This window comes from Buttiauxella selenatireducens, assembly GCF_031432975.1.
In the GTDB taxonomy this organism is placed as follows: Bacteria; Pseudomonadota; Gammaproteobacteria; order Enterobacterales; family Enterobacteriaceae; genus Buttiauxella; species Buttiauxella selenatireducens.
Genome location: NZ_CP133838.1, coordinates 2,964,811 through 2,989,011, shown reverse-complemented (window position 1 = coordinate 2,989,011; position 24,201 = coordinate 2,964,811). Strand labels below are relative to the sequence as shown.

Below are 24,201 nucleotides of genomic sequence, written 5' to 3'. Positions count from 1 at the left end.
AACGCTAATCGTATTCTAAAAACACAAGGCCGATTCTTTTACGGTTGTATTCAAACGATCGAACTTCGTTGCATCGAATGGAAAATATGAAAGACTTAACCCTGCGTTATTACGACACCGAATTGCGCTATCTGCGCGAGGCGGGAAAAGAGTTTGCTCAGACGCATCCCGATAGGGCGGCGATGTTAGACCTCGATAAACCCGGCACACCGGACCCTTATGTAGAGCGCATCTTTGAAGGTTTTGCCTTCTCAATGGGGCGGCTGCGCGAAAAGATTGATGACGACCTGCCGGAGTTCACCGAAGGGCTGGTGAGCATGCTGTGGCCGCACTATCTGCGCACCATTCCGTCGTTGTCGATTGTGGCGCTCTCCCCGGATGTTCCGGCGATGAAAATCGCCGAAGTGGTCCCTGCGGAGATGGAAGTGTTTTCCCGTCCTGTCGGGCCGAAAAATACCGTCTGCCAGTACCGCACCACGCGCGATATGGTGCTCAACCCGCTTGAAGTCGCCAAAGTGGTGATGGCGACCGAGCCGGACGGGCGTTCGGTGCTGCGTCTGCGGCTGGCGTGCAGTTCGCAGGCGGACTGGGCGCAGGTGGATTTGAAACGCCTGAGCTTTTATCTGGCGGGCGATGCGCCGGTCAGCAGCGCGTTGCATTTAGCACTGACCCGTCGCCAGGCGGCACTGTATCTGCGTCTGCCGGGGCAGATTGACCGCATTCGGCTCGATGGCTGGTTCTCACCGGGCGGTTTTACCGATGAAGATCTGCTGTGGCCGAAAGGGGAGAGTGCGTTCAGCGGTTACCAGTTACTGCTGGAGTATTTCACCTTCCGCGAGAAGTTTATGTTTGTGAACCTCAACGGGCTGGAGAACATCACCTTGCCTGCGGGCATTGAGTGGTTCGATATTGAAGTGGTGCTGAACAGCCAGTGGCCTGGTGATTTACCGGTGACCGACGATGTGCTGCATCTGCACTGTGTCCCCGTCATCAACCTGTTCTCCATGGAAGCCGACCCGCTGATTATTAACGGGCTGGAAAGCGAATACCTGTTGCGTCCGCGTCGTTTGCAGGACGGGCATACCGAGATTTATTCGGTGGATTCGGTGACCGGTTCGAGCCGCACGTCGGAAGCTTCCTACGTACCGTTTACCAGTTTCCGCCATCGGGGCGGGATGCAGCGCCGTCATGCGCCGGAGCGTTACTTCCATACCCGCGTCAAGCGCGGAGTGACCGGACTGCATGATACCTGGCTTATCCTCGGAGGCGTGCAGTGGGAAGCCGATCGTGAGTTTGTGCGCGAGGCGGTGTCGCTGAAAATCACCGGGACCAACGGCCAGTTACCGCGCAAGGCGCTGCAAAGCACACTGCTCGACCACTGCGAAGCGGTGCTGCAGACGCCACTCAAAGTGCGCAACCTGTGTAAACCGACGCTGCCCGCCTATCCCCCTGCGGAAGACCGTTTTCAGTGGCGGGTGCTGAGCCACCTCGGTTCCAGCTACCTCAATCTGATGAGTAGCGCGGAAGTCCTGCGCGGCACGCTGGAGCTGTACAACTGGCAGGGTGATGAGCTGAATAACCGCCGTCTGGACGCCATCCTTGAAGTGCGCCATCACCAGGTGCAGCGTTTCGAGAAGGGCTTTTTGCTGCGCGGTATTGATATGGAAGTGACGATTGACGGCAATGGCTTTACCGGCGAAGGGGATATTCACCTGTTCGGCGAAATGCTCAACCGTTTCCTGGCGCTGTATGCCGATATTCACCTGTTTAACCAACTCACCCTAATCGTTCAGCCCGAAGGCAAATGTATCCGATGGAAAGAGAACCACAATCAGCGTCTGCCCGGCTAATTGAGCAGATGCGCGATAAGCTGCCGTACACGCAGTTTTATCGCTTCTGTCAGTTGCTCGAGCAGAGCCAGCCGGACGCGCCCGCACTGGGCAGCCACTGGCAGGTCAAACATGATCCGGTGCGTTTTCGTCCTCATCCGGGGATGGGGTTTCCGGCCAGCGAGTTTAAACGGGTGGAATTCCCGGACCAGCCGCACCTGCCGCCGACCATTCGCACCACCTTTATGGGCCTGTACGGTGTGGAATCGCCGCTGCCGACGGCCTATATCGACGACATCACCCAGCGCCGGGAGGGGTACGAAGCGGTTAGTGATTTTCTGGATATTTTTAATCACCGGATGATCACCCAGTACTACCGCATCTGGCGCAAGTATTCGTATCCCGCCACCTTTGCACCAGGCGGTACGGACAGAACCTCGAAATATCTGCTGAGTCTGTGCGGTCTTGGGATTGAGGGGAGTGCTACGCATATTGCCACGCCGGTTTCCCGTTTCCTGGCGCTGACCAGCATGATGCGCCTGCCGACGCGCACCAGCGAAGGTGTGGTGGCGCTGGTTCAGCTTCTGGCACCGGATACGCTGGCTGTTGTCATTGCGCACGACAAACTGCGTATCCCGCTACGTAACCCACTGGCCATGAGCGCGCGCCAGCCCGTCAGCATGCGCAGCAGCCCGGTGATGGGCACCCACGCGGTGGATGTGAACAGCCAGATATTACTGAGCCTGAAAACCAACAATGCAGATGAAGCCCGCGAGTGGCTGCCCGGCGGGCAACTGCATACCGATTTGCTGGCCTTACTGCATGTTTACCTCGGCTCGCGCCTGCATGTGCGCCTGCAACTTTCAGTTTTACGCAGCCTGCTACCGGATGCACAGCTTTCCTGCCAGCCGCAAGACAGCGGCGTGCTGCTGGGGCGGACCGCGGTAATGCGCACGCAGCGCGCGGTTGCCACTACCAAAAATAACGATGAACTTATTACGATTAACCTGGGCCGCTGGCAGCGCGTTCAGGAAAATCTTCACCGGAGGGAGACCGATGAACATGGCGACTATCGCTGGTAAAACTTGTTACACCCTGTTGGCGCTGGCCATCACGGCAACCCTGAGCGGTTGCGGGCTGACCCAGAAAGTGACCGACAGCACCGTCGCGGTGACGAAATCTATTTTCTACAAGCAGGTAAAAACGCTGCATCTGGATATTCAGGCGCGCGATGCGGTGAACAACAATGCGAACGGTGCGCCGCTGGCGACGGTGGTGCGCATCTACCAACTCAAAGACCGCAAGGTGTTTGACGGTACGGATTATCCGTCGCTGTTTGCTGATGACAGCCAGGCGATTAAAGCTGACCTGGTGGCGGAGAAAGATATTCGTATTCGTCCGGGCGGTGCCGTCAGCATCGATGTACCTCTGGATGAGACAGCCCAGTATGTGGCAGTGGCAGGGCTGTTTCTGGCACCTGATGTCACCAATAACACCTGGCGACTGGTGCTGAGCCGTGACGATCTCGACCCGGATAAGGCCCGCCAGATTGAGCTCAATAATCAGGGGATGACCTTGCTGCCCCTGAAGGATAAATGAGATGGCACAACCTTCTGTCTACGAAATGCTGACCGGTAATTTCGCCGGAGGCCTCGAGCTGCGCGACATCAGCGAAGAGAATCAGGTCATTATGTCGGTGCTCGATAACATGCAGCGTATTCTCAACTGCCGGGCGGGAAGCCTCAGCCATCTTCCGGATTACGGTCTGCCGGATATGAGCAAAATCCTGCAGGGAATGCCCGGCACCGCGCATTCCCTGCTGACCATGCTTTCAGGCACGCTGCTGAAATACGAACCACGCCTGAAAAGTCTGAACATCATTTTGTTGCCACAAAGCGAACCGGGACATCTCGAATACGCGATTGATGCGGAATTAAAAGGTGTTGGTCTGGTGCGCTACGGCACGGCGTTTATGCCAGAGGGAAGGGTGCTGATGCGACACCTTAAACAGCAGAGCTACATTAATACCCGGATGTAATGGGCTGTGTCAGCCAGGAATCGATGGAAGACTGGCTGTAAGGCACCAGTACCAATCCTACCCGCAACGAGTACAGAACTTATGGCAGTAAATATTAACGATCGCCGCCCCATCGCGACTCGCGATAAACCGTGGGCAAAAAAAAGTGCACTGTGGCTAAAAAACAAGGGCATCACGCCAAACCAGATTTCACTGGCCAGTTCCGGATGCGCGCTGCTTTCCGGCCTGTGCTTTGTACTGGCCTTTAATTTTTCATCCTGGTTCATCAGAGACGGCCTGTTGCTGCTGGCGGCGGCTTTGATTCAGGGGCGACTTATTTGCAATCTGCTGGATGGCATGGTGGCCGTTGAAGGAGGGCTGGCGACACCCGCCGGGCCGGTCTACAACGAACTTCCGGACAGGCTGTCCGATACGCTGATTTTCGTTGGCGTTGGGTATGGCCTGAATGAACTCCCGTTCGCCGGAACACTGGGCTGGATTGCGGCATTGCTGGCGCTGATGACCGCATATCTGCGCCTACTCGGAGGAACCTGTGGTCTTCGCCAGCACTTTTTAGGGCCGATGGCGAAGCAGCATCGGATGGCATTACTGTGCGGTTGCACGCTGCTGGCGCTTTTTCTGCCGGCGTACTACGGGCAAAAACTGCTTTTCCTGTGTCTGGCGGTCATTAGCCTTGGTTCGCTTTTCACCTGCTGGAGGCGTGGTAAACGCATTCTGGATGAGTTGCATCAGAACGCGGTGACACAGGAGAAAACAGATGAGTAATGTTGTGAAGCCAAGCCTGGATAGTCGACTGGTGGCAGGATGTCTGATTCGTGTCTGCCGTTTGCTCACGGGCGTGCGTGCCCGTTGGCTTGTCCCCGTACCGGATAAGAGCCAGGTCAGAATTTATTATGCCAATCACACCAGCCATCTTGATGGCATCGTGATTTGGGCCAGCATGCCTGCTCAGTTGCGACCTGCTGTTCGTCCGGTTGCCGCTGCGGATTACTGGCTGGCAACGAAACTGCGTCGCTATATCGCCCGGCGTATTTTTAATACCGTGCTGATTAAGCGTATCCCTTCCGCAGAGCAAGGGAGCCAGCCCAATAACGCACTGGCACTGATGAGTGAAGCGCTGAAAAAAGCACAGTCGCTGATTATTTTCCCTGAGGGGACTCGGGGAAATGGCGACGAAATTTCAACGTTCAAAAGTGGTCTCTGGCATCTGGCTCGGATGAATCCCGATGCACAACTGGTGCCTGTCTATCTTGAAAATCTGAATCGTGTTCTGCCAAAAGGTTCCCGTCTGGTGGTGCCGGTATTGTGTTCCGCCACTTTTGGTGAACCCATCTGTTCGCCGCAGGAAGGTGAAGAAAAAACCGCATTTTTGCAACGCGCCAGGGAAGCACTCGAGGAACTTAAATCATGAATTTTCAGGACAAGGCGCTGGTCTATCTGCTGGCGGGATTATTTGGGTTACTGGTCTTTGCCAGCATCACTGGGTTCATTATTGAAAAAGCCAAAGGCAGAACGCCGGTTATTGTGAACCTCAATGCCCGCATTCGTGCCTGGTGGATGATGTGTCTGCTGTCGGTGGCGGCGATGTGGTTTGGACCCATTGGGTCAACATTGCTGTTCGCGATAATGTCACTGTTGGCTTTAAGGGAGTGCGTCACGCTGACCCCCACCCGACGTGGAGATCATGAAGCACTCTTCTGGTGTTTCTTCATTATCCTTCCGGTGCAATATTTACTGGTCGGCATGCAGTGGTACGGTATCTTCGCCATTTTTATTCCGGTGTATGCGTTCTTATTTATTCCGACCCGAATGGCTCTGGCCGGAGATTCGCATAACTTCCTCGAGCGAAGCGCCAAAATACAGTGGAGCATGATGATTGCGGTGTATTGCATCAGCTACGCACCGGCCTTACTGATGCTGCCGATCCCGGGGTATGAACATCAGAATATTAAGCTACTGCTGTTCCTGATGATTGTCGTACAGATATCGGATGTTTTGCAGTATGTCTTCGGCAAACTGATGGGGAAACGGCCCATCGCACCTCGTCTGAGTCCCAATAAAACCATTGAAGGATTTGTCGGTGGCATTGCCTCGGCAACGCTTGTCGGCACGCTGCTCTGGTGGGTAACGCCTTTTGCTCCGTGGCAGGCGGCTCTGATTTCTCTGGTGATAACTCTGCTGGGATTCGCGGGCGGGCTGTGCATGTCTGCCATTAAACGTGACCGTGGCGTAAAAGATTTTGGCGCCATGATTGAAGGCCATGGCGGCATGATGGACAGGATTGATTCCCTCTGTTTTGCCGCGCCGGTGTTTTTCCATCTGGTCCGGTTTCATTTCACCTGAAACCTGTGTTGGCCCGCTGACTTTACCCCCCTATATACCTGTTTTTAATAAAAGGATGTTGCTTTGATGATTCGATTTTTCCAGTGGCTGACGGTGTGTGCCAGTGTGCTGTTCTTGTCCGGCTGTGGCTATAACGATATCCAGGCCAGCGATGAAGCGGTCGATGCGCAGTGGTCGGAAGTTCTCAACCAGTACCAGCGTCGGGCTGATCTTATCCCGAGCCTGGTGGCCACAGTGAAAGGCTACGCCAGCCATGAAGAGTCTGTTTTTAAAGATATTGCGGATGCCCGGGCAAGAATTGGCAGCGTCAGTCAGGGGCAACATGCGCCAGAAAACGCACAGGATATGCAGGCTTACCAACGCTCGCAGCAGGAGCTAAGTTCAGCTCTCTCCCGCCTGTTGGTCATCAGTGAACGCTACCCGGAGCTGAAAGCCGATACGATGTTCACCAACCTGATGGTTCAGCTGGAAGGGACGGAAAACCGTATCGCGGTGGCGCGTCATCGCTATGTGCTGGCGGTGCAGGAATATAACCTGCAAATTCGCCAGTTCCCTGGGGTGATCCTCGCCCGGATCATGGGCTACGAAAGGAAACAAAATTTCCAGCCAAATGATATGGCAAAAGTGACGACTGCCCCGACGGTTGATTTTTCAACTCCGCGTCCGGTGCAGCAATGAAGCGCCTGATGTGGGTTGCACTGGCTCTTTTGTTTTCGTTTTCTGCTGGGGCTGATCAGATCACGGTTCCGGATCTGCATCAGCGCGTCATGGATACCACGGGTACCCTGTCAGCGGAAGTGAGCGCATCTCTCGAGCAACGTCTGAGCCAGTATGAGCAGGACTCGGGCCATCAGTTGGCCATTATAATGGTGAATACAACCGGGGATGAGACGATTGAGCAGTATGCGACCCGTGTGTTCGACAGCTGGAAGCTCGGCGATAAAAAGCGTGATGACGGTTTGCTGTTGATTGTGGCAAAAGCTGACCACACGCTACGTATTGAAGTGGGGTACGGGTTGGAGGGCACCGTGACGGATTTGCAGGCAAGTCAGGTGATCAACCGTGACATCGTGCCGTATTTTAAACGGGACGATTATGCCGGAGGGATCGAGTCGGGCGTGGACGCGCTCATTCAGATGTCGACGGATCCGGCATTTGCCGCATCCTATGCTGATGTCGGGGAGACCTCGGACTCAACGGGGAGTGGCGTTGAGTCTATAGGCGCATGGTTATTCGGCGGGTTTATGCTGATGCCAATAGTGCCAGCGCTGTTTTTCCGCAAGTTTAGTCCTTTTAAGCGATCGCTCTTCAGTAGCCTGATGGTGGCCGCTGCCGTGCTGGTGATTAGCCGCGATGTTGTCATAACGGGTATCACCTTTCTGGTTTGCCTGGTGCTCTATGTCGGTATGACGCGGGGTGGTCGTTCAGGCGGAGGCAGGGGCGGTGGCAGCAGTGGTTCGGGTCGTTCAGGAGGTGGATTTAGCAGAAGAGGCGGCAGCGGTGGCGGATTCAGCGGGGGAGGAGGGAGTAGCGGAGGCGGTGGTGCATCGGGCCGCTGGTAACTCACCCTGTTCATCCTCGTTTGCCATTTTTAGGTAACACGCGACCAGTTTTTCTACTCTGACGATGAGTCCCATTATGCACGACGTACAACCTCGCCCGGTAAAAACCGGCAGTGACCCGCGCACGCTCGCGGACTTTATCGCCCTGCGCGAAGAGATGGCGAAACTCTCACATCCGGCACGCCCGGATGTGGACTGGAAACAGGCGGAAGCACTGTCGCTCTCGCTGTTCGAACGTAATGGCGTGGAGTTGCAGACAGGTGCCTGGTACACCCTGGCGCGTTGCCATCTGGCCCGCGTCAGTGGGATGAACGAGGGGCTGGCGATACTCAACGCGCTGCTGAACTATCAGTGGGCGCAGCTCTGGCCGCAGCCGGTGCACGCGCGGGCTGAAATCCTCAATGGCCTGTTTCAGCGCTTGCAGACAACGTTCCGTACCTTTTCCCTGAGCCACAGCGATGTCCCTTCGCTGATGCAGGCGGAAAATCTGCTGGCGATGCTCGACGATGTGCTGACCCGTCAGGCGCTGAAACATGCCTGCCAGACTGCGCCGCTGATGCAACAGGTGCACAATGCGCTGGTCCGGCTGGAAAACAGCGCGTCACCGGAAGAGGCAACGGCGGCCATCGCGTTGCCGCCGCAGGCGCTGATTTCGCCGTCTACGCTGGATGCCCCGCCACCCGTCAGCCGTCAGGTGTATGTGATACGCCCGGAGCCGGAAGTGAAGGTGGAAGTGGTGCGCGAAACGCTGCCGTCGCCGAAGCGCTGGCCGGTTTTTGCCGCTGGGGTCGTCTCGGCGCTGGTGGTCGGCGCGCTGGCGCTGTGGGGCTGGCACACGCTGCATCCGGCTGATAATACGCTGCCCGTGGTGGCAAACGACGCTGCGCTGACCGCGCTGGGGCAACAGTCACCCGTCTGGCTGCAGGACTACGGCTTTGCGCTGGCCGCAAAGGCTGCACCTGAAGAGCGCGACAGACTAAAAGCGCAGTGGCAGCAGCGTATCGCCGGAAATGCTTTGCCTCCCGAGGCGCTCTCCGGCTGGCATCAGGGGATGGAAGGCTTAAATGAGATGACCCGCCGTCTCAATGAGCTGGATGAACGCAAGGGAAAATACCTGACTGGCTCGGAGCTGAAATCAATGGTGTTTGCGATAACTCAGAACTTTGGGAGGTCAGTTCCTGCGGAGGAGCAATTATACTTACTGAGCCAGACGCCACAGGGTACTACGTTGCCCCGGCGCTGGTTTCGCAGACGGAACAGCATCTGGAACAGCTACTTAACCGTTATACCCTGATTAAACAGCAAGTCGAAACACCATAACCCTCCTGCCTCAGGCACCACAGAGCATCCGGATAAACTCCACTTCACGCTGTAACGGCTCTATGGACATTGTCATCATTATTACCGGGATATTGACATCCCGGGTGCAAAGGAAAATGCATTATGAAACCCAAAAATAAGCGAAGCGCGTATCACCTGGTCGCTGATGAAGCGCGTGCTGAAGAGCGGCTGCGCAATTACCGGCAGGCATATGGACTGTGGACGACCGCGTCCTCACTGGCGGTAGACGAAACCAACCGGGTCTGGGCTGATGCCCGCAGTGAATATTGCCGCCGGCGTATGTCACTGGTCAGTAAATAGTCCGCACTTCAATTTTGAGTTAAAAGGAAATTTTATGAACGAACGTGAATTACCGGTCGCGGGCCAATCCGTCTGGCGACTCATCTCTGTTTTGCTGGGTGTGGTGATGATGTGGTTTGGCGCTATGCGCTTCTGGCCCTTTATGACCGACACCATGGCCGCCTTGCTGGCGCAGTATGACTGGTTGCCAGCGGCCTCCATGGCCCATTCCGTGAGTATCGGCGTCGGCGCGCTTGAGGTCGCGATTGGCCTGATGTTGCTGGTCCCTCATGAGACGGTTCGGCGCTATGCCGGACTGGCGGCGGCGCTGTTCTGGTTCTCCGCACTGTTCTTGTTGATTGGCAAGCCGATGTACCAGCACACTGACGTTTACAACGGTTTCCCGGTGATTGGCGGCGGACAAACGCTGCTCAAACATCTGGGTATCGCGGCGTTAGGGCTGGGGATTTTTGCCTTTCAGCGTCATGCGCGTCTGTATCGCACTGCGGTACTGGGCCTGTGGCTGGGGCAACTGCTGGTGTTGTTGTGGATAGGGGGCATGAAATTTACTGCCGTGGAAGCGACAGGTGTCAGCCATCTGATGAAAACGAGCCCGTTCTTCTCCTGGCTGTATAACTTCTGCACCATTCAACAGGCCTCCATTGTTATCGGGCTGACTGAACTGGGCACAGCGGCACTGATGTTGTTCTGGCCATGGCGTCCGAATATTGCGCGTCTGGGTTTCCTGGCGGCGATCTGTACCTATCTGCTGACCAACACCTTCCTGCTCAGCTTACCCGGCTGGCAATCGGGTTACGGCTTCCCGTTTATCGGCCGTACCGGGCAGTTCCTTATCAAGGATGAATTATTATTACTGGGGGCGCTGGTGCTGTTCCTGACGCCATTCGCCAACATCTTCCGCACGAACGTAAAATCTGTTGCATAGTGCCGAAATGAAGATCAGAACAAGGGGATCAGTGGTGCCAGAAAACATCCGGCCCGGGGCCGGATGTCATTCAGAGCGGATGTTCAGGCTCGACGGACATCTCATGGCGCAAGATATTCAGCGGATCCCACAGCGTTTTCGCCTGTCTGAGTATCGCTTCTTTACCCCGCGGAAAGTAAATCGCGCGCCAGTCCGGGTTTAGCGCATCGTTGTCATTCGCATTGCCATTTTTATATTTCATATCAAGATCGGGGTAGTTGAAATAACAGCCATCAAAATCATCGTTGACCGGGATCCCTGGCTCCACCTGGCCTGGCAGCACCGCCGGAAAGGCGTCGCGGTATAACGTTCTTAACCAGACGGCACAGGTATCATCCAGGGCCAGGGCCTCATCCGGGGTCATGTTTTGCGTATCGTACCAGTAGGCTCTGGGTTGCCATTTCAGCACCGAGTCGCGTTGCACCAGTGCGGAGTAATCCCCGACAGCGGTTTCGGAAGCTTGATTGATTTGCCCGCCATAGGACTGTATCTGTATGCCGCTGTTGGTCAGAACGCCATGGGGATCCGGCGCATTGATGGCGTTCCATAACGCTGTCGCGGGGACAGCATGAAAACCTTCGCTGCCCCCTTTCTGATAGGCTGATTTATACCGGCCTTTTTTGTTTTCACCGGATGCATTCACATTTTGCGTGAAATACAGCCAGTCCATTCTGCGGGTGTGACGTTCAAAATCAGCCCAGGTGCTGACTGTCTGTTGCGATAAATTATTCACGGAGGCGTGTGCTGCCGGGAACGGGGACAGCGAAACACGGGCTTCCGGTAGTAACGCGACGACGTGACGATAAAAATCCTCCAGCACCGTGGTGTCCGTTACGCCGTTATTGCGGTCAATAAAATGGATGCCCAGATTAATGGGGCCTGAATTCACATGCCGTAAATCCAGTTTGGTAAATAATCCCCATGTGTCCGGGTTATCGTCATGCTGCGAAAACCATAAATAGTAAGCGTTGAGGAAGGTTTTAATATCGGACAGGGTGAGTGAATTCTGCGGCCATTCGAGCACGGTCCATAAGACTTCAGCTGGAGCTACCGGCAGATCGTCAAAATAATACGCCGTGATAATGCCAAATTGCCCACCGCCGCCGCCGCAACAGGCCAGAAACAGATAACCCGCATCATCAATGTCGTCGATATCCGGTAAATGATGGCGGGAAACATGCACCCCTTTCAGTCCTGTCCCTTCGGCATCGGGCACCAGAATATCGACCCCCGAGAGCCAGTCGCAGCTCAGCCCATATTGACGCGATAAATAACCATAACCCCCGCCACAAATATGCCCACCCGCACCGACGGAATAGCAGGAGCCACCTGGGATCGTTTTTCCGCTTCTTTTATATAACTCTGCATAATTATCCCAGTTCTGACTGCCTGCCAGCACTTTCATTCGGTACTTTTCTTCAGAGAGGAAATCCGTGCCGATACTGAGCGTATCGCTGTATTCCATTCCACTTAGCAGGCTGATATCGATAACAGAAAAAGGGACATTTTCCCCGGCCAGTTTATTTGAGACAAATCCTTCGTAACAATGTCCTCCACTCCTGACGGTCATTCGTCCACCATTTTTTAAACCAGCTGCCGCGGCACTGATAATATCGTCAATGGATGAGCAGAAATAAATCATATCGGCGCCGCTGGATGACGATTGCCCCTGAATATTTCCCGTTGGCCAGCGCAGATTAAATCCCTTTTGAAAGGTGGAATGTCGTGGGTCGGTATTATTAATGGAGATAACAGCCATGGATTCACCCTTTTTTGGATATTAACGTGGCAGGGTATTCAGATGAATACCTGCGTTGTGCCGGAATAATTTCCGGGCGCAGGGAGTATTCAGCGTTATCCATGCATGCAGATACTGGAAAATGGAACCGGGTTTAAAAGGAAAGCGGGTGCGGGAGGAGGGCGCTCAGTGGCGTGGTCTTTTGGGGAAGAGCAAGGGATAAGTTTAGCCGTAATCTTTTTGAGCCGGTATTCAGTTAACCGTCATCACATTGTTGTGCCTTTGAGTATCTTTCGGGGCAGGGATGAACAGGCTGTCTGATGTCGCGGGTTTTAATCACGCGGTAAAACGATGATCGCGATGTTTAGGGCAACAGGGAATGTGTTTGTCAGCGCTAACGCTTATTTCCATCACCCATGAAGGATAATCAAAATGGCTACACCAACACATATCGGACACCGTGATCCGGGCGACGGCAGTTATCAGCCGGGCCTGCAAACCCAGGCAGAGCCGGTCGTCCGAGATAATCTACTCTATGATGCGTTCATAGCCTCGCTGGATGCCACCCATACACTGGGCAGTGGCATGGAGCAATACCAGCAGGACCTGTTCAGCCGCTCGCCGCTAAGCGGTGTCGTGGGCTTCTGGAATACCCGTACACAAATCACGGTCACCGTCTCCTCCACCGATGTGCCCGCCGCTCCGGCGATTGTGCATACTTACACCGATCTTGAGGTGGACCAGGTGATTACGTTGCCGGTGCTCGGATTTGTCGCCAGAGCTGCTGTACCGACCGTGTGCCAGCTCAGCGTCAGCGACGGGGTGAATACCTTTCAGACTTCGGTGACCCTAGCCGCACTACCGCCCACCGATACTGAAGCCGGCATCAGTCATGGTTTTCCTGAGATCCGGGTTACCCAGGTTGCGGAAGAAGCTGATGTGGGAGATGAGCTGTATTTCACAGCCGTCTCCCCAGCGCGCGCGTTTATTGCCTTTGACCGACAGGCCAACGTTCGCTGGTATGTGCTGGCAGGTGACCCCGATAATGCCCCGTCGCTGTGCCTGCCGACATACAACACGGTGCGCCTGGCAGATGGCACGTTTATCGGCTCGGATGATCATCTTCGGCATTACTACATCCCGTCAGACCTGGGGGCGAATGAACCTCTGGGCCAGCGGGAGCTCTGGCGGTTTGATGCCACAGGTCGCGTTCACGGAGTCTATTTTGTTCGCGACAGAGCCCACCATTCGTTGCATGAGCTGGCGGGCGAAAATGCGCTGCTTTATACGTCTGATTTCATCAGCGCCCGCAACAGCGGTGAAGGCCCAGATCCGGATGGCGCCAATCAGGGGCCGACATCAGAGGATTGCATCGCCATCCTGGATTTGACGACCGGTTTTGAGCGCGCTTATTACGATCTGCGGTTCATCATGAATTTCTGGCGCACGCCTGTGCCGCTGGATTTTTCCATTCCGAATACCTATGACTGGGTGCATCTGAATCAGGTGGTGTTTGACAGCAATACTGGCTTGCTGATTGCCTCCTGCCGCCATCAGGGAGCCGTGATTGGTGTTGACAGGGAAAGCGGTGAGCTGCGCTTTATTTCAGCAAACCACGATGAGTGGGAAGCCACGGAATCGGGCGAGCCCACCACTGACTGGTCTGACTTATTGCTGGCACCGGTGAATCCGGATACCGGCCTTGCCTATGATTTGAGTCAGCCGTTGCAAAAAGCGCAAGCGGACAGGTCGTTCTGGACCTGGGGGCAGCACAACGTGCAGGTGACGCGCTCGGCTAGCGGCTCATCGCTCCTTGAGTTTTCCATTTTTAACAACGGAAACTACAGAACCCGCGACCGGGAGTTGGGTGTGGTGGCGTCTGAAAATGCGTCCCGTTGCGCCCGTTATCAGGTGGATCTGAACAGCCGTGAAGTCAGAAAGTTGTCCGAGTACGGGGAGTCAGAAATCGGGGCTGAAGGTTACAGCCCGTATGTCTCAACCGCCCGTTTCTTTGATTTCCAGGGCGATGCTACGGCACCGCGTCTACTGGCGAATTTTGGCGGCAGTAATTTTCAGCAAAATGTCGATTATCCGGCGGGACTCCCCGTCACGCTGGAGCCGGGGTATTCCGACAGAATCGATCCTGCCGAAGATCTCTCCGCGCCTTTCCAGGGGCGCGTGATTTTGCAGGAAATCGATTTGAATACGGCGATGCCGCTTTTTGAGATCCAGTTAACATCAGGTGTGTTCAAAACCCCTGCTGGCGATGAAACGGATATCCGGCGGATCGATTTATACGCTTTCCGGGCGTATAAGATGGCGCTCTACAGCTAATGCCTGTTCTTCCTGGCGACGTATATATCAACTGAGTCGCTTCTGAAGATATGCCCCGGTGAAATAACGTTCACTGGGGCATTTATGCACTCTTCTGGCCGGGTATGTTTATTGCCCAAAATAGGATTTTTCGCTAATGATGGCATCAATAAAGGCTTTTTTATGGTCGTGTTTTAACACGTCATCGGTGTACATCATTCCGGTTTCAAAGGCGGCGAATTCGATATCGACCTTCAGTGGCTTCAACCCCCTACTTGTCGCCTCATGCTCAAGTTGTCTGGGGAGAGCGACAAGACACTGGCTTTGTCTGACAAGAGTAATAGCGCTAGAGACGGAGTACACTTCAAATCGGATTTTCTCAGGGGGGATCTGCCACAACAGCGGGTCGTCAAACTCACCGTCGTCAGGTTCATGTCTGAGAATTACCCAGTCGCTCCGGGCGAGCTGCTCTTCGGTGATGCTTTCCGCCGGGGCCCATAAATGTTCACGTGAGCAAAACAGCATAAATTGCGACGTAAAGACCGGGACATAATGGATCCCTGATATGCGATTTTCCAGCACCGGGATGGCACCCAGTGCAATATCACAGTCGCCCCGCAGAAGATGGTTTTGCCCGGTGACGGTGTTGGCACTTCGGATAACCATCCGCACGTCAGGATAGTGAGCGATATAATTTTTCATTAGATCAAACAGGAGACCGTGACTCCAGGCATGCCCGCACTCGAGAATCAGTGTCTGCCGATGATTACGTTTAATCATGTCAATATCCGACAGCGCCTGTCGGTAGCTTCTGTCTAGCATTGAGGCGTGCTGATACAGGCTTTCTCCGTAGACGGTTAATGACACATGTTTATTGCCACGGATTAATAACGAGACTTCCAGCGAGGATTCAAGCCGTTTGATGTTTTGGGTTAGCGTGGGCTGAGAGATGCACAGCACCTCCGCGGCGGCTGTGAAAGTCTTGTTGTCTACCAGCGTTTTGAACTGAAAGATAAGTTTGTGTAAATGCATAATATAGCCGCCACGTTAACACTGAAAAACCACCATAGGGTTCAGTACAGGAAGAACGAACCCGTAAAAATAGAAAAAAAAGCCCGGGAGCAGAATCGCAACGCCGCGGAACATCAGTGCCAGGGCATTGATATATAACACCGAGCATATCAGCCATTTGACAGTCACTGAAGATATGGAGATGAGTTCAGCATCGTAAGCGATGAACTTCTGGCGTCTGAAGGAGACGACCACCATCAGCAAGGAGAGCAGCGTAGATATGACATCCAGCCCGCCCATAAAGCTGTCTCCACGGCTAAGTCCCTCCCTGATGATGAACATTGAAAGTGTAAGTGTTGAAAAAACTGTCCGGTATCAGGACATCGCAGTGCACTCAGGCTGAAGCCCCTGATCCCTTCCTCGTTACAGCAAATTCAGACTACCACCATCAAAACCAGCGTAAGCAATACCGTGACAAACAGCCCTGAACTGATCCAGATGAGTATCCGGGGGAAGGGCAGTTCGGCAGCATGTCGCATGGCTGTCTCATTAACTGCCCAGCGGCGATACGCATAAAACGAAAGGCCAGCCGAAGTCACCCCCAACAAAACTACCAGCGCCAGGCGATACAGGGTGGGGGCGAGGTGAGTGGTCAGTTGATCGATACCAACCGCGCTTGCCATAAAGGCCAGCGCCGTGCGGATCCAGGCCAGAAAGGTGCGTTCGTTCGCCAGCGTAAACCGATAATCCGGAAATGATTTTTCATTTTCTTCCGCCAATTCCTTCTCCTTAATGCTGGTGGCATCACCGGCAGATTTCCCTTCGGTGATGCCCGGTAAGTCAATCAATAAGGTTTGTTGAACAAAAACCAGAGTTCCTGCGCATAGCTTCCCTTCTCATAACACCGTACGACCTCGGCCCGAGTGAGTGTGCGACCGCCGCAGGCTGTGGTCAGGTCATCCAGGAAAGGCTTCCCGCCAGGGCAGGCGACGATTTCCAGCAGCAACGTGCGGGTATCGGGATGCATACTGACATCGGCCAGTGTCCCCAGATGTTCACGCAGGATCTGCTCACGCCGGGCATGCTCCTGAGCTACATATTCTGTCGTGATCTCCGCCAGGTTTTGCGGGATCCCCAGGCGCAGCCATTCATCCGCAGGTGCTTCTGCGTCCTTCAGAGCCTGCCATAGTTTGCGAATAAACCCAGCTTCACGATCCGGATCACACAGAGGGCGCTCCTGCTGTGGGTCATTCTCCAAATCAAACAGCAAGTTGCCGTGAGCGTAGGAGCTGTAAAAACCCGCAGAACCAGGCACTTTCAGCAAAGGCATTCCCTGGGAGAACGAAAAGCCCGGATGTAGCGTGGCGTCCCGCAGTTCACTGGCATTAAACAGGCGACGCATGCGTGTTGGCATCAGCGTGTATTCGTAAAGCGGTGTGTTTTCCGGCGCCTTGCTGCCGCGCATATAAACATAACGCCCGTCAGTGAGGGAGACATGCGCACCGAAGTAGCCAAAGATGGCTTCTGATTTGACCGGCCCGGATTTAGTCAGCACCGGCAGCAGGGAGTGGCCGGTCATGTTCGGCGCTTTCTCAAGACCAAAGGCATCGAGCAGGGTCACCGACAGATCGTGCATCTGTGCGAGCTCAGTGCGTACTTCACCCGCGCAGCCGTAGCGCGGATCCCAGATAAAGAACGGCACATGGGCAATTTCGTTGTAGACCGGCATCACGCTTTTGCCGGACCACTCTTTTTCACCAAACATAAAGCCATGATCGGTGTTGACGACCAGCAGGGTGTCCCGCCACAAGTCATGCGCGTCAAAGAAATCGAGCACTTTGCCCAGGTACTCATCGCACATCAGCATCAGCGCCTGATAGTGCTTTTCCCCGTTAGCGACTTTTTCCGGGTTATTGATACGTTCCGTTGAGCTGTATTCCGGCCAGTCGTCCTGATTACCGACCAACGCCGGATCGACCATTTTCTTAAAGCGATCCGGCACGAAGAAGGGCTCATGGGGATCGAAGCTCTCAATTTGCAGGAGCCAGTTATCTTCTTTATGGTTCTCCGCCAGAAACTCAAGGCCGGCCTGATAGCAGCGGGCCTGCGGGTAATCTTCTTCGCGCGGCATATAGCTGCGGTTGATCTGGTCATGCTGGAACATGTTCCGGCGCAGCGGCTCGGCTTTTTTCCATGAATCCAGATGTTCAGCGCCGTTGAAGCCAATTTTAGCTTTCCATAGGTCACCTTCCTGACCGCGAATAAACTCGTAGCTGTTATAGCGGTTATGGTAGGTGGCACCGCCGTCTTCCCAGTAGTGCTGGTGATCGGTTATCAGATGGGAATAGATGCCATTTTTTTTCATTATCTCAAAAATGGAGTCATCGAACGGCTCCAGCGGCCCCCAGCTGCGGTGCAGAAAGTTCAGCCGCCCGGTGTGTAAATCGCGACGGGCAGGCATGCACGGCATCGAACCGACATAGAAATTATCAAAACGCACCGTTTTCTCTGCCAGCCGCTGGAAATTCGGCAACGGGTGGGCATCAGAATTATACGGTGGCAGCTTGCTGCGACGCAGCGTGTCAAACATCAGTACAACGGCTTTCATTTTTATTCTCCTGAGCCCAGCAGCTTCATACAAATCTCTTTGTGGTTTTCCCGGTTAAGGGAATAGAAGACCATGGCGAGCAGCGACAACAGCTGGCCGCAAACCGGTGTCAGCACCATCAGCAGGGTCAACCCCTGCAACGCATGCTCTGGCTGTGCCGGTACACCTGGCAGGTAACCGACTAAATCCAGCATCCAGCCCAGCACGAAAGCACCCACCGCAGAGCCAAACTTATTGGAAAACGTCAGGGTGGAAGAGGCGATGCCCGCCGCGTTTTGCTTGGTTTTCCAGCGCAGCTCGTCCGCACAGTCGGTGACCATCATCCAGGTGACCAGAGAACCGGCCTGACAGAACGCCATAATGCAGGCCAGCATCACCTGGGTGTAAGTGGTGTGCGCCGGGGAGAAGGTTAACCAGAGCACCAGAGACGGCACGATGGCGATACAGCAGATAGCTACAAAGGCCGTTTTATTGCCGAAGCGGTGTACCAGCGCTTTCACCACCAGATACATGCAGGCACCAAACAGGGCGTTCAGCAGGGCGCCGGTGGCGACCAGTTTAGTGTCGTGCAACACCCAAGTGTAGAACTGGACGGTTACGCCTGCGGTAATGGCCAGCGACAGCGTATTGGAGGCTGAGGCCAGGGCCAGGCAGGCCAGCGAGCGACTGCGAAACGCCGTCGACAGATGTTTAAACACGCCGATGACGAACTGCATTTTGCCTTCTGGCGGCCGGATGTGCAGGGCAGCTTCATCCTGCTGGATGCGTTGCCAGGAGTCCTGCTTGCGGGCTCCCCAGGCACAAATCCAGAATCCGATGGTGGTTACCACGCCAAACAGTGCCCCCAGATACTGGTAGCTGTGCACATCGACAACGGCACGACCTGTGGTATCTGTGGTCTGGCTGAAGGCGGTCAGAATGGTGATGCCGCCTGCGCTGACAATAAACTGCGCAATGATACCGGTGAACTGCTTGAGCAGCACAATGTTGCTGCGCTCCGTGACTTTATCGGTGATGTAGGCGGTCAGAGAGTGATAGGGAATGTTCGAAACCGTCGACACAATCGAGTACAGCATATACACGAAGGCGACATACATGACTTTGCCGGTGGCAGAGAAGTCAGGGGAGGCGAACACCATCCAGGTGGTAAAACCCAGAACGGGCGCAGAGGTGATTATCCAGAAACGGTATTTTCCGAGCCGGGTACGGGTACGGTCACCAATAGCGCCCATAATCGGATCGAGAAACGCATCAAACCCTCTGGCGGCAAGCGTGATCGCGCCTACTGTGGCGGGGTTAACGCCGTAAATATCGGAGGCATAGGTAATGAAGAAGACCAGCATCGCATAAAAGCTGAGGTTGGAGGCAAATCCCCCACCTGCGGCATAGCTGAGTTTGTTGGAAAGAGTTAACCGTTCCATTTTTAGTCCTTGTTGTTGGTTGGGCGCTCCTATTGTTAAAACATTGGATGAGGTGGGGATAATAGTTTGTTCTCAGACACTATAGAAAAAACCTATAGAGTGACGTTCGTGGATAACGGGTATCGTGCAATCAGTTGTAACACAATGAATTTTTGCTATTGCATTCCTGACGTGAAGCCCCGTGAGGTGTTGCCGGAATGTACGAAAATGTGACTTTGTTCTAACTTTGCAGACAGCATTTTTTATATTTTTTCCCGCTGCCGCACGGGCAGGGATCGTTACGGCTGACACTGCCGACGGCAACGCTCTTTTGCGCTTGCGCGTAAATCATGGCTTCCGGAGGATAGCCGCCGTTGAGTAGGTCGCGCAGCAGATTCATGTCCCGGGTGATATGACGGAAAAAGTGTTTGTAGCCTGCGCACAGATAGTTGTGACCCGGTTGTCCGGTGAACGACACCGCGAAACGATGTTTGGGGCAACCGCCGTGGCAGACAAACCGGAATTCACACTGGCGGCAGTCTGTGGTCAGTGTGTCGCGTTTTGCCTGACCAAATGCGTAGGCCTGCTCGCTGTTATTCAGTTCGCGAATATCCTGCTGGTGAATATTGCCCAGACGATGTTCCGGATAAACAAAGTGGTCGCAGTTGTACAGGTCACCGTTGGATTCCAGCGCAAAAGCATGCCCGCAGGTTTCGGTATGCACGCAGAGTACCGGCGGCTGGCTATTCCAGGCTGCGATTGCCACATCAAACATCTGCACCGAGACGCGACCGATGTCTCGTCGAACCCAGATATCAAAAATCTCACTGAGAAATTCACCAAACTGCCGGGAAGGGACTGTCCAGGGGGCCAGCGTGGCGGCGCTTTCACCTGGCAGAACCAGGTTGAGGGCTGACGTTTCGGCCGTGCTGATGCGCTCGACAAGCGGAATGAACTGAATATAGCGTGAGCCTGCCGCAAGCAAGAACTCATAGACTTCCCGGGCGTGGGATACGTTGTGTTTCCCGACCACCGTCAGCGTATTGAACTCCACGTTATGCTGCTTCAGTAGCGCCAGCGCTTCCATCACCTTCGCGTGAGTGCCGCCGCCTGCACGCGTTACCCGATACGTATCATGCAGCGCCTGCGGCCCGTCAATAGATAATCCAATCAGGAAATGATGTTCTGCGAAAAAGGCGGCCCATTCCGGGTTCATCAGGATCCCATTGGTCTGCAGAGCATGCTGGATCTGCTTTCCCTGACCGTATTTTTCGCACAGCGCAATCACCCGGTGGAAGAAGGGCAGCCCCATCATCGTGGGTTCGCCACCCTGCCAGGCAAACGTCACCTGCTGGCTTTGCTGGGCTTCAATATGCTGGCGAATATACTGCTCCAGCGTCTCATCCGACATGCGCCAGTTCTGCTTTCGCTCCGGGTACAACGCTTCTTTTTCCAGATAAAAGCAGTAATTACAGTCAATATTGCAGACAGAGCCCGTGGGCTTTGCCATGACGTGACAACCGTTCACAGTAAGGGTCATACAGATATCTCTTTTCAGAACAACCGGACAAGGGTGTGCAGGGTAATCGCCAGTGCATTCAGCCCCAGCGCGAGACAAATCAGGCACTTGGCCATAGCCGATCCTGGCGTAGTCAGCCTGGTGTCACAGACAATTTGCCGCTGGCGGCGTAAGGATACCCACACCAGAACAAGAGAGACAACCGCAGATGCACTGCCCAGAATGGCGAGAAGGATATCGGCATTGACAAAACCGGCGCGTACTGTCGCCAGGGCCAGCACCAGTGACGAGAACGCCGTGCGATGCCAGGATAACGCCGTGCGTTCGGGTTGTAGTCCTGGATCTCTTTCCCGTAAAGCGATATTCATAATCCCACCAGCGCAGTCAGCGTCAGGATGATGCAGAGCGCTAATCCGGAACTCAGCCACAGCAGAGCTCGTGGGAAGGGCAGGTCGGCATCCTGACGCATCGCCCGTTCATTCGCCACCCAACGGCGCCATGCGTAACAGGACAACCCGGCAGCCGTCAGCCCCAGCAATATGACCAGGCCTGCGCGAAATATTTCCGGGGCCATCTCAGGGGCCAACTGATCGATACCAATCGCCGCCGCCATAAACGCCAGCGCCGTGCGGATCCATGCGAGGAAGGTGCGTTCGTTTGCGAGGGTAAATCGGTAATCCGGTGACTTGCCTTCGGTTCTCCATGTCATCGGCTGTTCTCCACAATATATTGATAGTAATGCGCAATATGTTTGGCTACCGTATATTCAACCAGCTCCCCTCGATCGTTAAAACCTTTGCGGGTCTTCACCAGCAAGGGGGCGGTGGACTGGATATCAAGGATCCGGCAATCCTCTTCGCTCGGAAGTTCTGCGGTAATGGTGTCCTGATAGGCATCGATATTTTCATGGCGCTCTTCGAAGAAGTGATACAGACCGTTAGCCACAGCTGCCAGTGACAACGATCCGAGCCGCGGTGTTAACCAGATATAGTTGACCTGAGCTGGGATTTCATTCTGCCGGAAAATGATACGGGTCAGGCATTGAAGCGGCTCATCTTTCTGCAGACTAAACGCCTGCGCGACGCAGGCGGGAGGGATGACTAACTCCAGCGTCAGGTTCTTACGCGTGATCGGCAATTGCTGCTGGCCGTCCATCAGGCTGATACGTGTTTTGACACCCTGTTTTTCTGAGGTACTGATGACCATGGTTCCGATGCCAGCCTGGCGTTTGACCAGCCCTTTTGCGACCAGCTCCGCCAGCGCCCGTCGGGCAGTGATACGGCTGACGCCAAATCGCTCTTCAAATTCAGCTTCTGTGGGCAGAACATCATTTTTTTTATACTCACCCGTTTTCAGCTTGTGTAGCAGGATATCGTATAGCTGAGCGTACAGAGGTTTGGCACCGCGTGTATAATCAAGCTCTTGTTTCATAACATAAATATTCCTTTTCAGAACACTCCCCGGATTATCCGGGGAGTATGGCATTAATTAAGCCGCATCTCTAACGCCATTTTGTAGAACACACTCTGATGCTGGCTGGCAGGGAGCGTCTCCAGGATGAATCGCCAGAGGTCATCCCGTGACCAGCCCGGCTGACTTTCGCTCCTGAGTTGCTGTGCAATAGTTTTCTCGCCTGCATTCTCCAGATGCTGTAACAGGCATAGCATGCCATAGCGAATATCCGGGCTGTAATCACTGAACTCTGGCACAACTGCCGGGTCAAGCCCCAGAAGCATGGGTGATGCTGTCAACCCGTAACGTGCCCAAAGCTCTTCTGGTGCATCATTGGCTTGCATCGTATTTTCCATCGCAGCACACAGGCGTTTTGCAATATCTGAATCACGACACTGATTTTTCTGTTTCGGATCCGTCTGCAGGTCATACAATCGGTGCCCGAAACGATCGGCTCCCCGGGTCATGATAGATTCCGCAGGGATTTTCAGAACCTGACAGCCTTTGGTGAAACTGAACCCCGGGTGAAGCGTAAGACCCTGCAGTTCTTTCGGGGTGAAGCGGCGGTTGATGCGGGTTGGCATCAGAGTGTATTCATATAACTCGTCAATATCCCTTTCGACCGGAGCCCGCATATACACGTAACGGCCATCGGTGATATTGATATGGCAGCCGTGATATCCGAACAGAGCATGTTCACGCACCGGCGAATCATTAATAATGGCAGGTCTGAGTGAAACCCCCTGCATATCAACCGGTTTTTCCAGACCGAAGAAATCCAGCAGAGTCGCGGGGATATCAATGGTTTGTGCCAGTGCTTCGCGAGACTCGCCCGCACCACCACATTCAGGGTGCCAGATAAAGAAAGGAATATTGGCCACTTCGTTATAAAGCGGCATGATATTTTTCCCCCACCATTCATGCTCGCCCAGCAGGAAACCGTGATCGGTGTTGACGATGAGCAGAGTATCCTTCCACAGATCATATTTATCCATGTGGTCCAGAACCTTACCGACATAGGCATCCACCATGGTCAGCAGTGCTTTGTAGTACTTCTGGATCGTGCTCTTTCGCTCTTCACTCTCCGTGACGAAATAATAAGGCGGCCAGCCATCGAAAATGGAAGAGTCGTCAATACCGTACATCTCCAGGTATTTTTCCGGCACAAAGAAGGGTTCATGAGGATCAAAGCACTCCAGCTGCAGGAACCAGTTATCAGCAGCCTGGTTGGTGCGAATAAACTCCAGCCCGCTGTTGATGGTGCGCGCCAGCGGGTGGTCATCCTCGTCTTTCATAAACTGGACATTGACCTGATGCTGAGTCCTGCTGGCGATACGCCGTTGTTTGATCTCTTCTGGCTCGCCGGATTCGTACTGATAAGCGGGCGCATCCACCACACCTTTCCAGCTATCGCCTTCCTGGCCACGTATAAATTCGCACGTGCTATAGCGGGAGTGGTAGGTCGCTCCACCGTCGCGCCAGTAGTGCTTATGATCCGTCACCATATGGGTGTGGATGCCATTTTTTTTCAGGATTTCTGGCATCGAATCATCGAATGGCTCCAGAGGGGACCAGGAGCGGTGCAGGAAATTATACCGCCCGGTATGAATTTCACGGCGCGCAGGCATGCAGGGCATACTGCCAACATAGAAGTTGTTAAAACGGGTCGTTCTTTCTTTCAGCCGCTGAAAGTTGGGGGTGATGGCGTCGTCACTGCCGTAAGCCGACAGCATATGCTTATTGAGTGAGTCGAACATCAGCATAATGGCTTTCATGGATTGTC

The 24,201-nt window shown here is 54.3% G+C and carries 24 protein-coding genes; 13 read left to right on the top strand and 11 right to left on the bottom strand.

The features are described from left to right. Positions 1–86: 86 nt before the first annotated feature. The 12 genes from tssF to RHD99_RS13690 all read left to right on the top strand — a co-directional run bounded on the left by tssF (position 87) and on the right by RHD99_RS13690 (position 10,338). The gene (gene tssF, locus RHD99_RS13745; protein ID WP_309874525.1) at positions 87–1,850 is read left to right on the top strand and encodes a type VI secretion system baseplate subunit TssF; all 1,764 of its coding nucleotides are present in this window, start codon (positions 87–89) and stop codon (positions 1,848–1,850) included. Further along, entirely contained in the window at positions 1,814–2,911 is a 1,098-nt protein-coding gene (gene tssG / locus RHD99_RS13740; RefSeq protein WP_309874523.1) for a type VI secretion system baseplate subunit TssG, read from the top strand. Before tssF ends, tssG begins: the two co-directional genes overlap by 37 nt. Continuing rightward, positions 2,892–3,428 (top strand): type VI secretion system lipoprotein TssJ, encoded by a 537-nt coding sequence (tssJ, locus tag RHD99_RS13735; protein WP_309874520.1) that lies wholly within the window; start codon positions 2,892–2,894, stop codon positions 3,426–3,428. Before tssG ends, tssJ begins: the two co-directional genes overlap by 20 nt. 1 nt (position 3,429) lies before the next feature. Continuing rightward, on the top strand, positions 3,430–3,867 hold the full coding sequence (gene tssE, locus RHD99_RS13730; RefSeq protein ID WP_374708435.1) for a type VI secretion system baseplate subunit TssE: 438 nt from the start codon (positions 3,430–3,432) through the stop codon (positions 3,865–3,867). Positions 3,868–3,948: 81 nt separating this feature from the next. Then, positions 3,949–4,632, top strand: a complete 684-nt coding sequence (locus RHD99_RS13725; RefSeq protein WP_309874517.1) for a CDP-alcohol phosphatidyltransferase family protein — start codon at positions 3,949–3,951, stop codon at positions 4,630–4,632. After that, positions 4,625–5,278, top strand: a complete 654-nt coding sequence (locus RHD99_RS13720; RefSeq protein ID WP_309874515.1) for a lysophospholipid acyltransferase family protein — start codon at positions 4,625–4,627, stop codon at positions 5,276–5,278. Before RHD99_RS13725 ends, RHD99_RS13720 begins: the two co-directional genes overlap by 8 nt. Further along, positions 5,275–6,210 (top strand): phosphatidate cytidylyltransferase, encoded by a 936-nt coding sequence (locus RHD99_RS13715; protein WP_309874513.1) that lies wholly within the window; start codon positions 5,275–5,277, stop codon positions 6,208–6,210. Before RHD99_RS13720 ends, RHD99_RS13715 begins: the two co-directional genes overlap by 4 nt. A gap of 66 nt (positions 6,211–6,276) precedes the next feature. After that, entirely contained in the window at positions 6,277–6,888 is a 612-nt protein-coding gene (locus tag RHD99_RS13710) for a LemA family protein (RefSeq protein ID WP_309879119.1), read from the top strand. Then, a complete protein-coding gene (locus RHD99_RS13705; RefSeq protein WP_309874510.1) occupies positions 6,885–7,772 on the top strand; it encodes a TPM domain-containing protein in 888 nt (295 codons plus the stop codon). Before RHD99_RS13710 ends, RHD99_RS13705 begins: the two co-directional genes overlap by 4 nt. 76 nt (positions 7,773–7,848) lie before the next feature. Beyond that, positions 7,849–9,066 carry a VasL domain-containing protein gene (locus RHD99_RS13700; protein ID WP_309874508.1) on the top strand — a complete coding sequence of 406 codons (1,218 nt, stop codon included), beginning with the start codon at positions 7,849–7,851 and terminating at the stop codon, positions 9,064–9,066. Between the two features lie 149 nt (positions 9,067–9,215). Further along, entirely contained in the window at positions 9,216–9,413 is a 198-nt protein-coding gene (locus tag RHD99_RS13695; protein WP_309874506.1) for an ANR family transcriptional regulator, read from the top strand. Between the two features lie 34 nt (positions 9,414–9,447). Next, a complete protein-coding gene (locus RHD99_RS13690) occupies positions 9,448–10,338 on the top strand; it encodes a DUF417 family protein (RefSeq protein ID WP_309874505.1) in 891 nt (296 codons plus the stop codon). A 70-nt stretch (positions 10,339–10,408) separates the two neighbouring features. On the opposite strand, the gene RHD99_RS13685 is transcribed toward RHD99_RS13690, so the two are convergent. Further along, a complete protein-coding gene (locus RHD99_RS13685) occupies positions 10,409–12,136 on the bottom strand; it encodes an FAD-binding protein (RefSeq protein ID WP_309874503.1) in 1,728 nt (575 codons plus the stop codon). A 411-nt stretch (positions 12,137–12,547) separates the two neighbouring features. On the opposite strand from RHD99_RS13685, the gene RHD99_RS13680 reads away from it, so the two are divergent. Then, entirely contained in the window at positions 12,548–14,449 is a 1,902-nt protein-coding gene (locus RHD99_RS13680) for an aryl-sulfate sulfotransferase (protein ID WP_309874501.1), read from the top strand. A gap of 108 nt (positions 14,450–14,557) precedes the next feature. On the opposite strand, the gene RHD99_RS13675 is transcribed toward RHD99_RS13680, so the two are convergent. The 10 genes from RHD99_RS13675 to RHD99_RS13630 all read right to left on the bottom strand — a co-directional run bounded on the left by RHD99_RS13675 (position 14,558) and on the right by RHD99_RS13630 (position 24,193). Next, positions 14,558–15,460: a LysR family transcriptional regulator gene (locus tag RHD99_RS13675; protein WP_309874500.1), complete on the bottom strand. Its 903-nt coding sequence runs from the start codon at positions 15,458–15,460 to the stop codon at positions 14,558–14,560. 15 nt (positions 15,461–15,475) lie between these two features. Next, the gene (locus tag RHD99_RS13670) at positions 15,476–15,739 is read right to left on the bottom strand and encodes a hypothetical protein (RefSeq protein WP_309874498.1); all 264 of its coding nucleotides are present in this window, start codon (positions 15,737–15,739) and stop codon (positions 15,476–15,478) included. A gap of 134 nt (positions 15,740–15,873) precedes the next feature. Beyond that, positions 15,874–16,218 (bottom strand): YidH family protein, encoded by a 345-nt coding sequence (locus tag RHD99_RS13665; RefSeq protein ID WP_309879159.1) that lies wholly within the window; start codon positions 16,216–16,218, stop codon positions 15,874–15,876. 65 nt (positions 16,219–16,283) lie between these two features. Next, entirely contained in the window at positions 16,284–18,047 is a 1,764-nt protein-coding gene (locus RHD99_RS13660; RefSeq protein WP_309874496.1) for a sulfatase, read from the bottom strand. A 2-nt stretch (positions 18,048–18,049) separates the two neighbouring features. Further along, positions 18,050–19,468 carry an MFS transporter gene (locus RHD99_RS13655; protein WP_309874494.1) on the bottom strand — a complete coding sequence of 473 codons (1,419 nt, stop codon included), beginning with the start codon at positions 19,466–19,468 and terminating at the stop codon, positions 18,050–18,052. A gap of 220 nt (positions 19,469–19,688) precedes the next feature. Continuing rightward, a complete protein-coding gene (locus RHD99_RS13650) occupies positions 19,689–20,987 on the bottom strand; it encodes an anaerobic sulfatase maturase (protein ID WP_309874492.1) in 1,299 nt (432 codons plus the stop codon). 14 nt (positions 20,988–21,001) lie between these two features. After that, a complete protein-coding gene (locus tag RHD99_RS13645; protein WP_309874490.1) occupies positions 21,002–21,334 on the bottom strand; it encodes a DUF202 domain-containing protein in 333 nt (110 codons plus the stop codon). Further along, positions 21,331–21,675 carry a YidH family protein gene (locus tag RHD99_RS13640; protein ID WP_309874488.1) on the bottom strand — a complete coding sequence of 115 codons (345 nt, stop codon included), beginning with the start codon at positions 21,673–21,675 and terminating at the stop codon, positions 21,331–21,333. Before RHD99_RS13640 ends, RHD99_RS13645 begins: the two co-directional genes overlap by 4 nt. Beyond that, the gene (locus tag RHD99_RS13635; protein WP_309874486.1) at positions 21,672–22,397 is read right to left on the bottom strand and encodes a GntR family transcriptional regulator; all 726 of its coding nucleotides are present in this window, start codon (positions 22,395–22,397) and stop codon (positions 21,672–21,674) included. The genes RHD99_RS13640 and RHD99_RS13635 overlap by 4 nt, the downstream gene beginning before the upstream one ends. A gap of 53 nt (positions 22,398–22,450) precedes the next feature. Beyond that, on the bottom strand, positions 22,451–24,193 hold the full coding sequence (locus RHD99_RS13630; RefSeq protein WP_309874484.1) for a sulfatase: 1,743 nt from the start codon (positions 24,191–24,193) through the stop codon (positions 22,451–22,453). Positions 24,194–24,201: the final 8 nt, after the last annotated feature.

Bases quoted from the DNA above. Each gene is read 5' to 3' on its own strand.
- tssF (WP_309874525.1), top strand. From the start codon at position 87: ATGAAAGACTTAACCCTGCGTTATTACGACACCGAATTGCGCTATCTG.
- tssG (WP_309874523.1), top strand. From the start codon at position 1,814: ATGGAAAGAGAACCACAATCAGCGTCTGCCCGGCTAATTGAGCAGATG.
- tssJ (WP_309874520.1), top strand. From the start codon at position 2,892: ATGGCGACTATCGCTGGTAAAACTTGTTACACCCTGTTGGCGCTGGCC.
- tssE (WP_374708435.1), top strand. From the start codon at position 3,430: ATGGCACAACCTTCTGTCTACGAAATGCTGACCGGTAATTTCGCCGGA.
- RHD99_RS13725 (WP_309874517.1), top strand. From the start codon at position 3,949: ATGGCAGTAAATATTAACGATCGCCGCCCCATCGCGACTCGCGATAAA.
- RHD99_RS13720 (WP_309874515.1), top strand. From the start codon at position 4,625: ATGAGTAATGTTGTGAAGCCAAGCCTGGATAGTCGACTGGTGGCAGGA.
- RHD99_RS13715 (WP_309874513.1), top strand. From the start codon at position 5,275: ATGAATTTTCAGGACAAGGCGCTGGTCTATCTGCTGGCGGGATTATTT.
- RHD99_RS13710 (WP_309879119.1), top strand. From the start codon at position 6,277: ATGATTCGATTTTTCCAGTGGCTGACGGTGTGTGCCAGTGTGCTGTTC.
- RHD99_RS13705 (WP_309874510.1), top strand. From the start codon at position 6,885: ATGAAGCGCCTGATGTGGGTTGCACTGGCTCTTTTGTTTTCGTTTTCT.
- RHD99_RS13700 (WP_309874508.1), top strand. From the start codon at position 7,849: ATGCACGACGTACAACCTCGCCCGGTAAAAACCGGCAGTGACCCGCGC.
- RHD99_RS13695 (WP_309874506.1), top strand. From the start codon at position 9,216: ATGAAACCCAAAAATAAGCGAAGCGCGTATCACCTGGTCGCTGATGAA.
- RHD99_RS13690 (WP_309874505.1), top strand. From the start codon at position 9,448: ATGAACGAACGTGAATTACCGGTCGCGGGCCAATCCGTCTGGCGACTC.
- RHD99_RS13685 (WP_309874503.1), bottom strand. From the start codon at position 12,136: ATGGCTGTTATCTCCATTAATAATACCGACCCACGACATTCCACCTTT.
- RHD99_RS13680 (WP_309874501.1), top strand. From the start codon at position 12,548: ATGGCTACACCAACACATATCGGACACCGTGATCCGGGCGACGGCAGT.
- RHD99_RS13675 (WP_309874500.1), bottom strand. From the start codon at position 15,460: ATGCATTTACACAAACTTATCTTTCAGTTCAAAACGCTGGTAGACAAC.
- RHD99_RS13670 (WP_309874498.1), bottom strand. From the start codon at position 15,739: ATGGGCGGGCTGGATGTCATATCTACGCTGCTCTCCTTGCTGATGGTG.
- RHD99_RS13660 (WP_309874496.1), bottom strand. From the start codon at position 18,047: ATGAAAGCCGTTGTACTGATGTTTGACACGCTGCGTCGCAGCAAGCTG.
- RHD99_RS13655 (WP_309874494.1), bottom strand. From the start codon at position 19,468: ATGGAACGGTTAACTCTTTCCAACAAACTCAGCTATGCCGCAGGTGGG.
- RHD99_RS13650 (WP_309874492.1), bottom strand. From the start codon at position 20,987: ATGACCCTTACTGTGAACGGTTGTCACGTCATGGCAAAGCCCACGGGC.
- RHD99_RS13645 (WP_309874490.1), bottom strand. From the start codon at position 21,334: ATGAATATCGCTTTACGGGAAAGAGATCCAGGACTACAACCCGAACGC.
- RHD99_RS13640 (WP_309874488.1), bottom strand. From the start codon at position 21,675: ATGACATGGAGAACCGAAGGCAAGTCACCGGATTACCGATTTACCCTC.
- RHD99_RS13635 (WP_309874486.1), bottom strand. From the start codon at position 22,397: ATGAAACAAGAGCTTGATTATACACGCGGTGCCAAACCTCTGTACGCT.
- RHD99_RS13630 (WP_309874484.1), bottom strand. From the start codon at position 24,193: ATGAAAGCCATTATGCTGATGTTCGACTCACTCAATAAGCATATGCTG.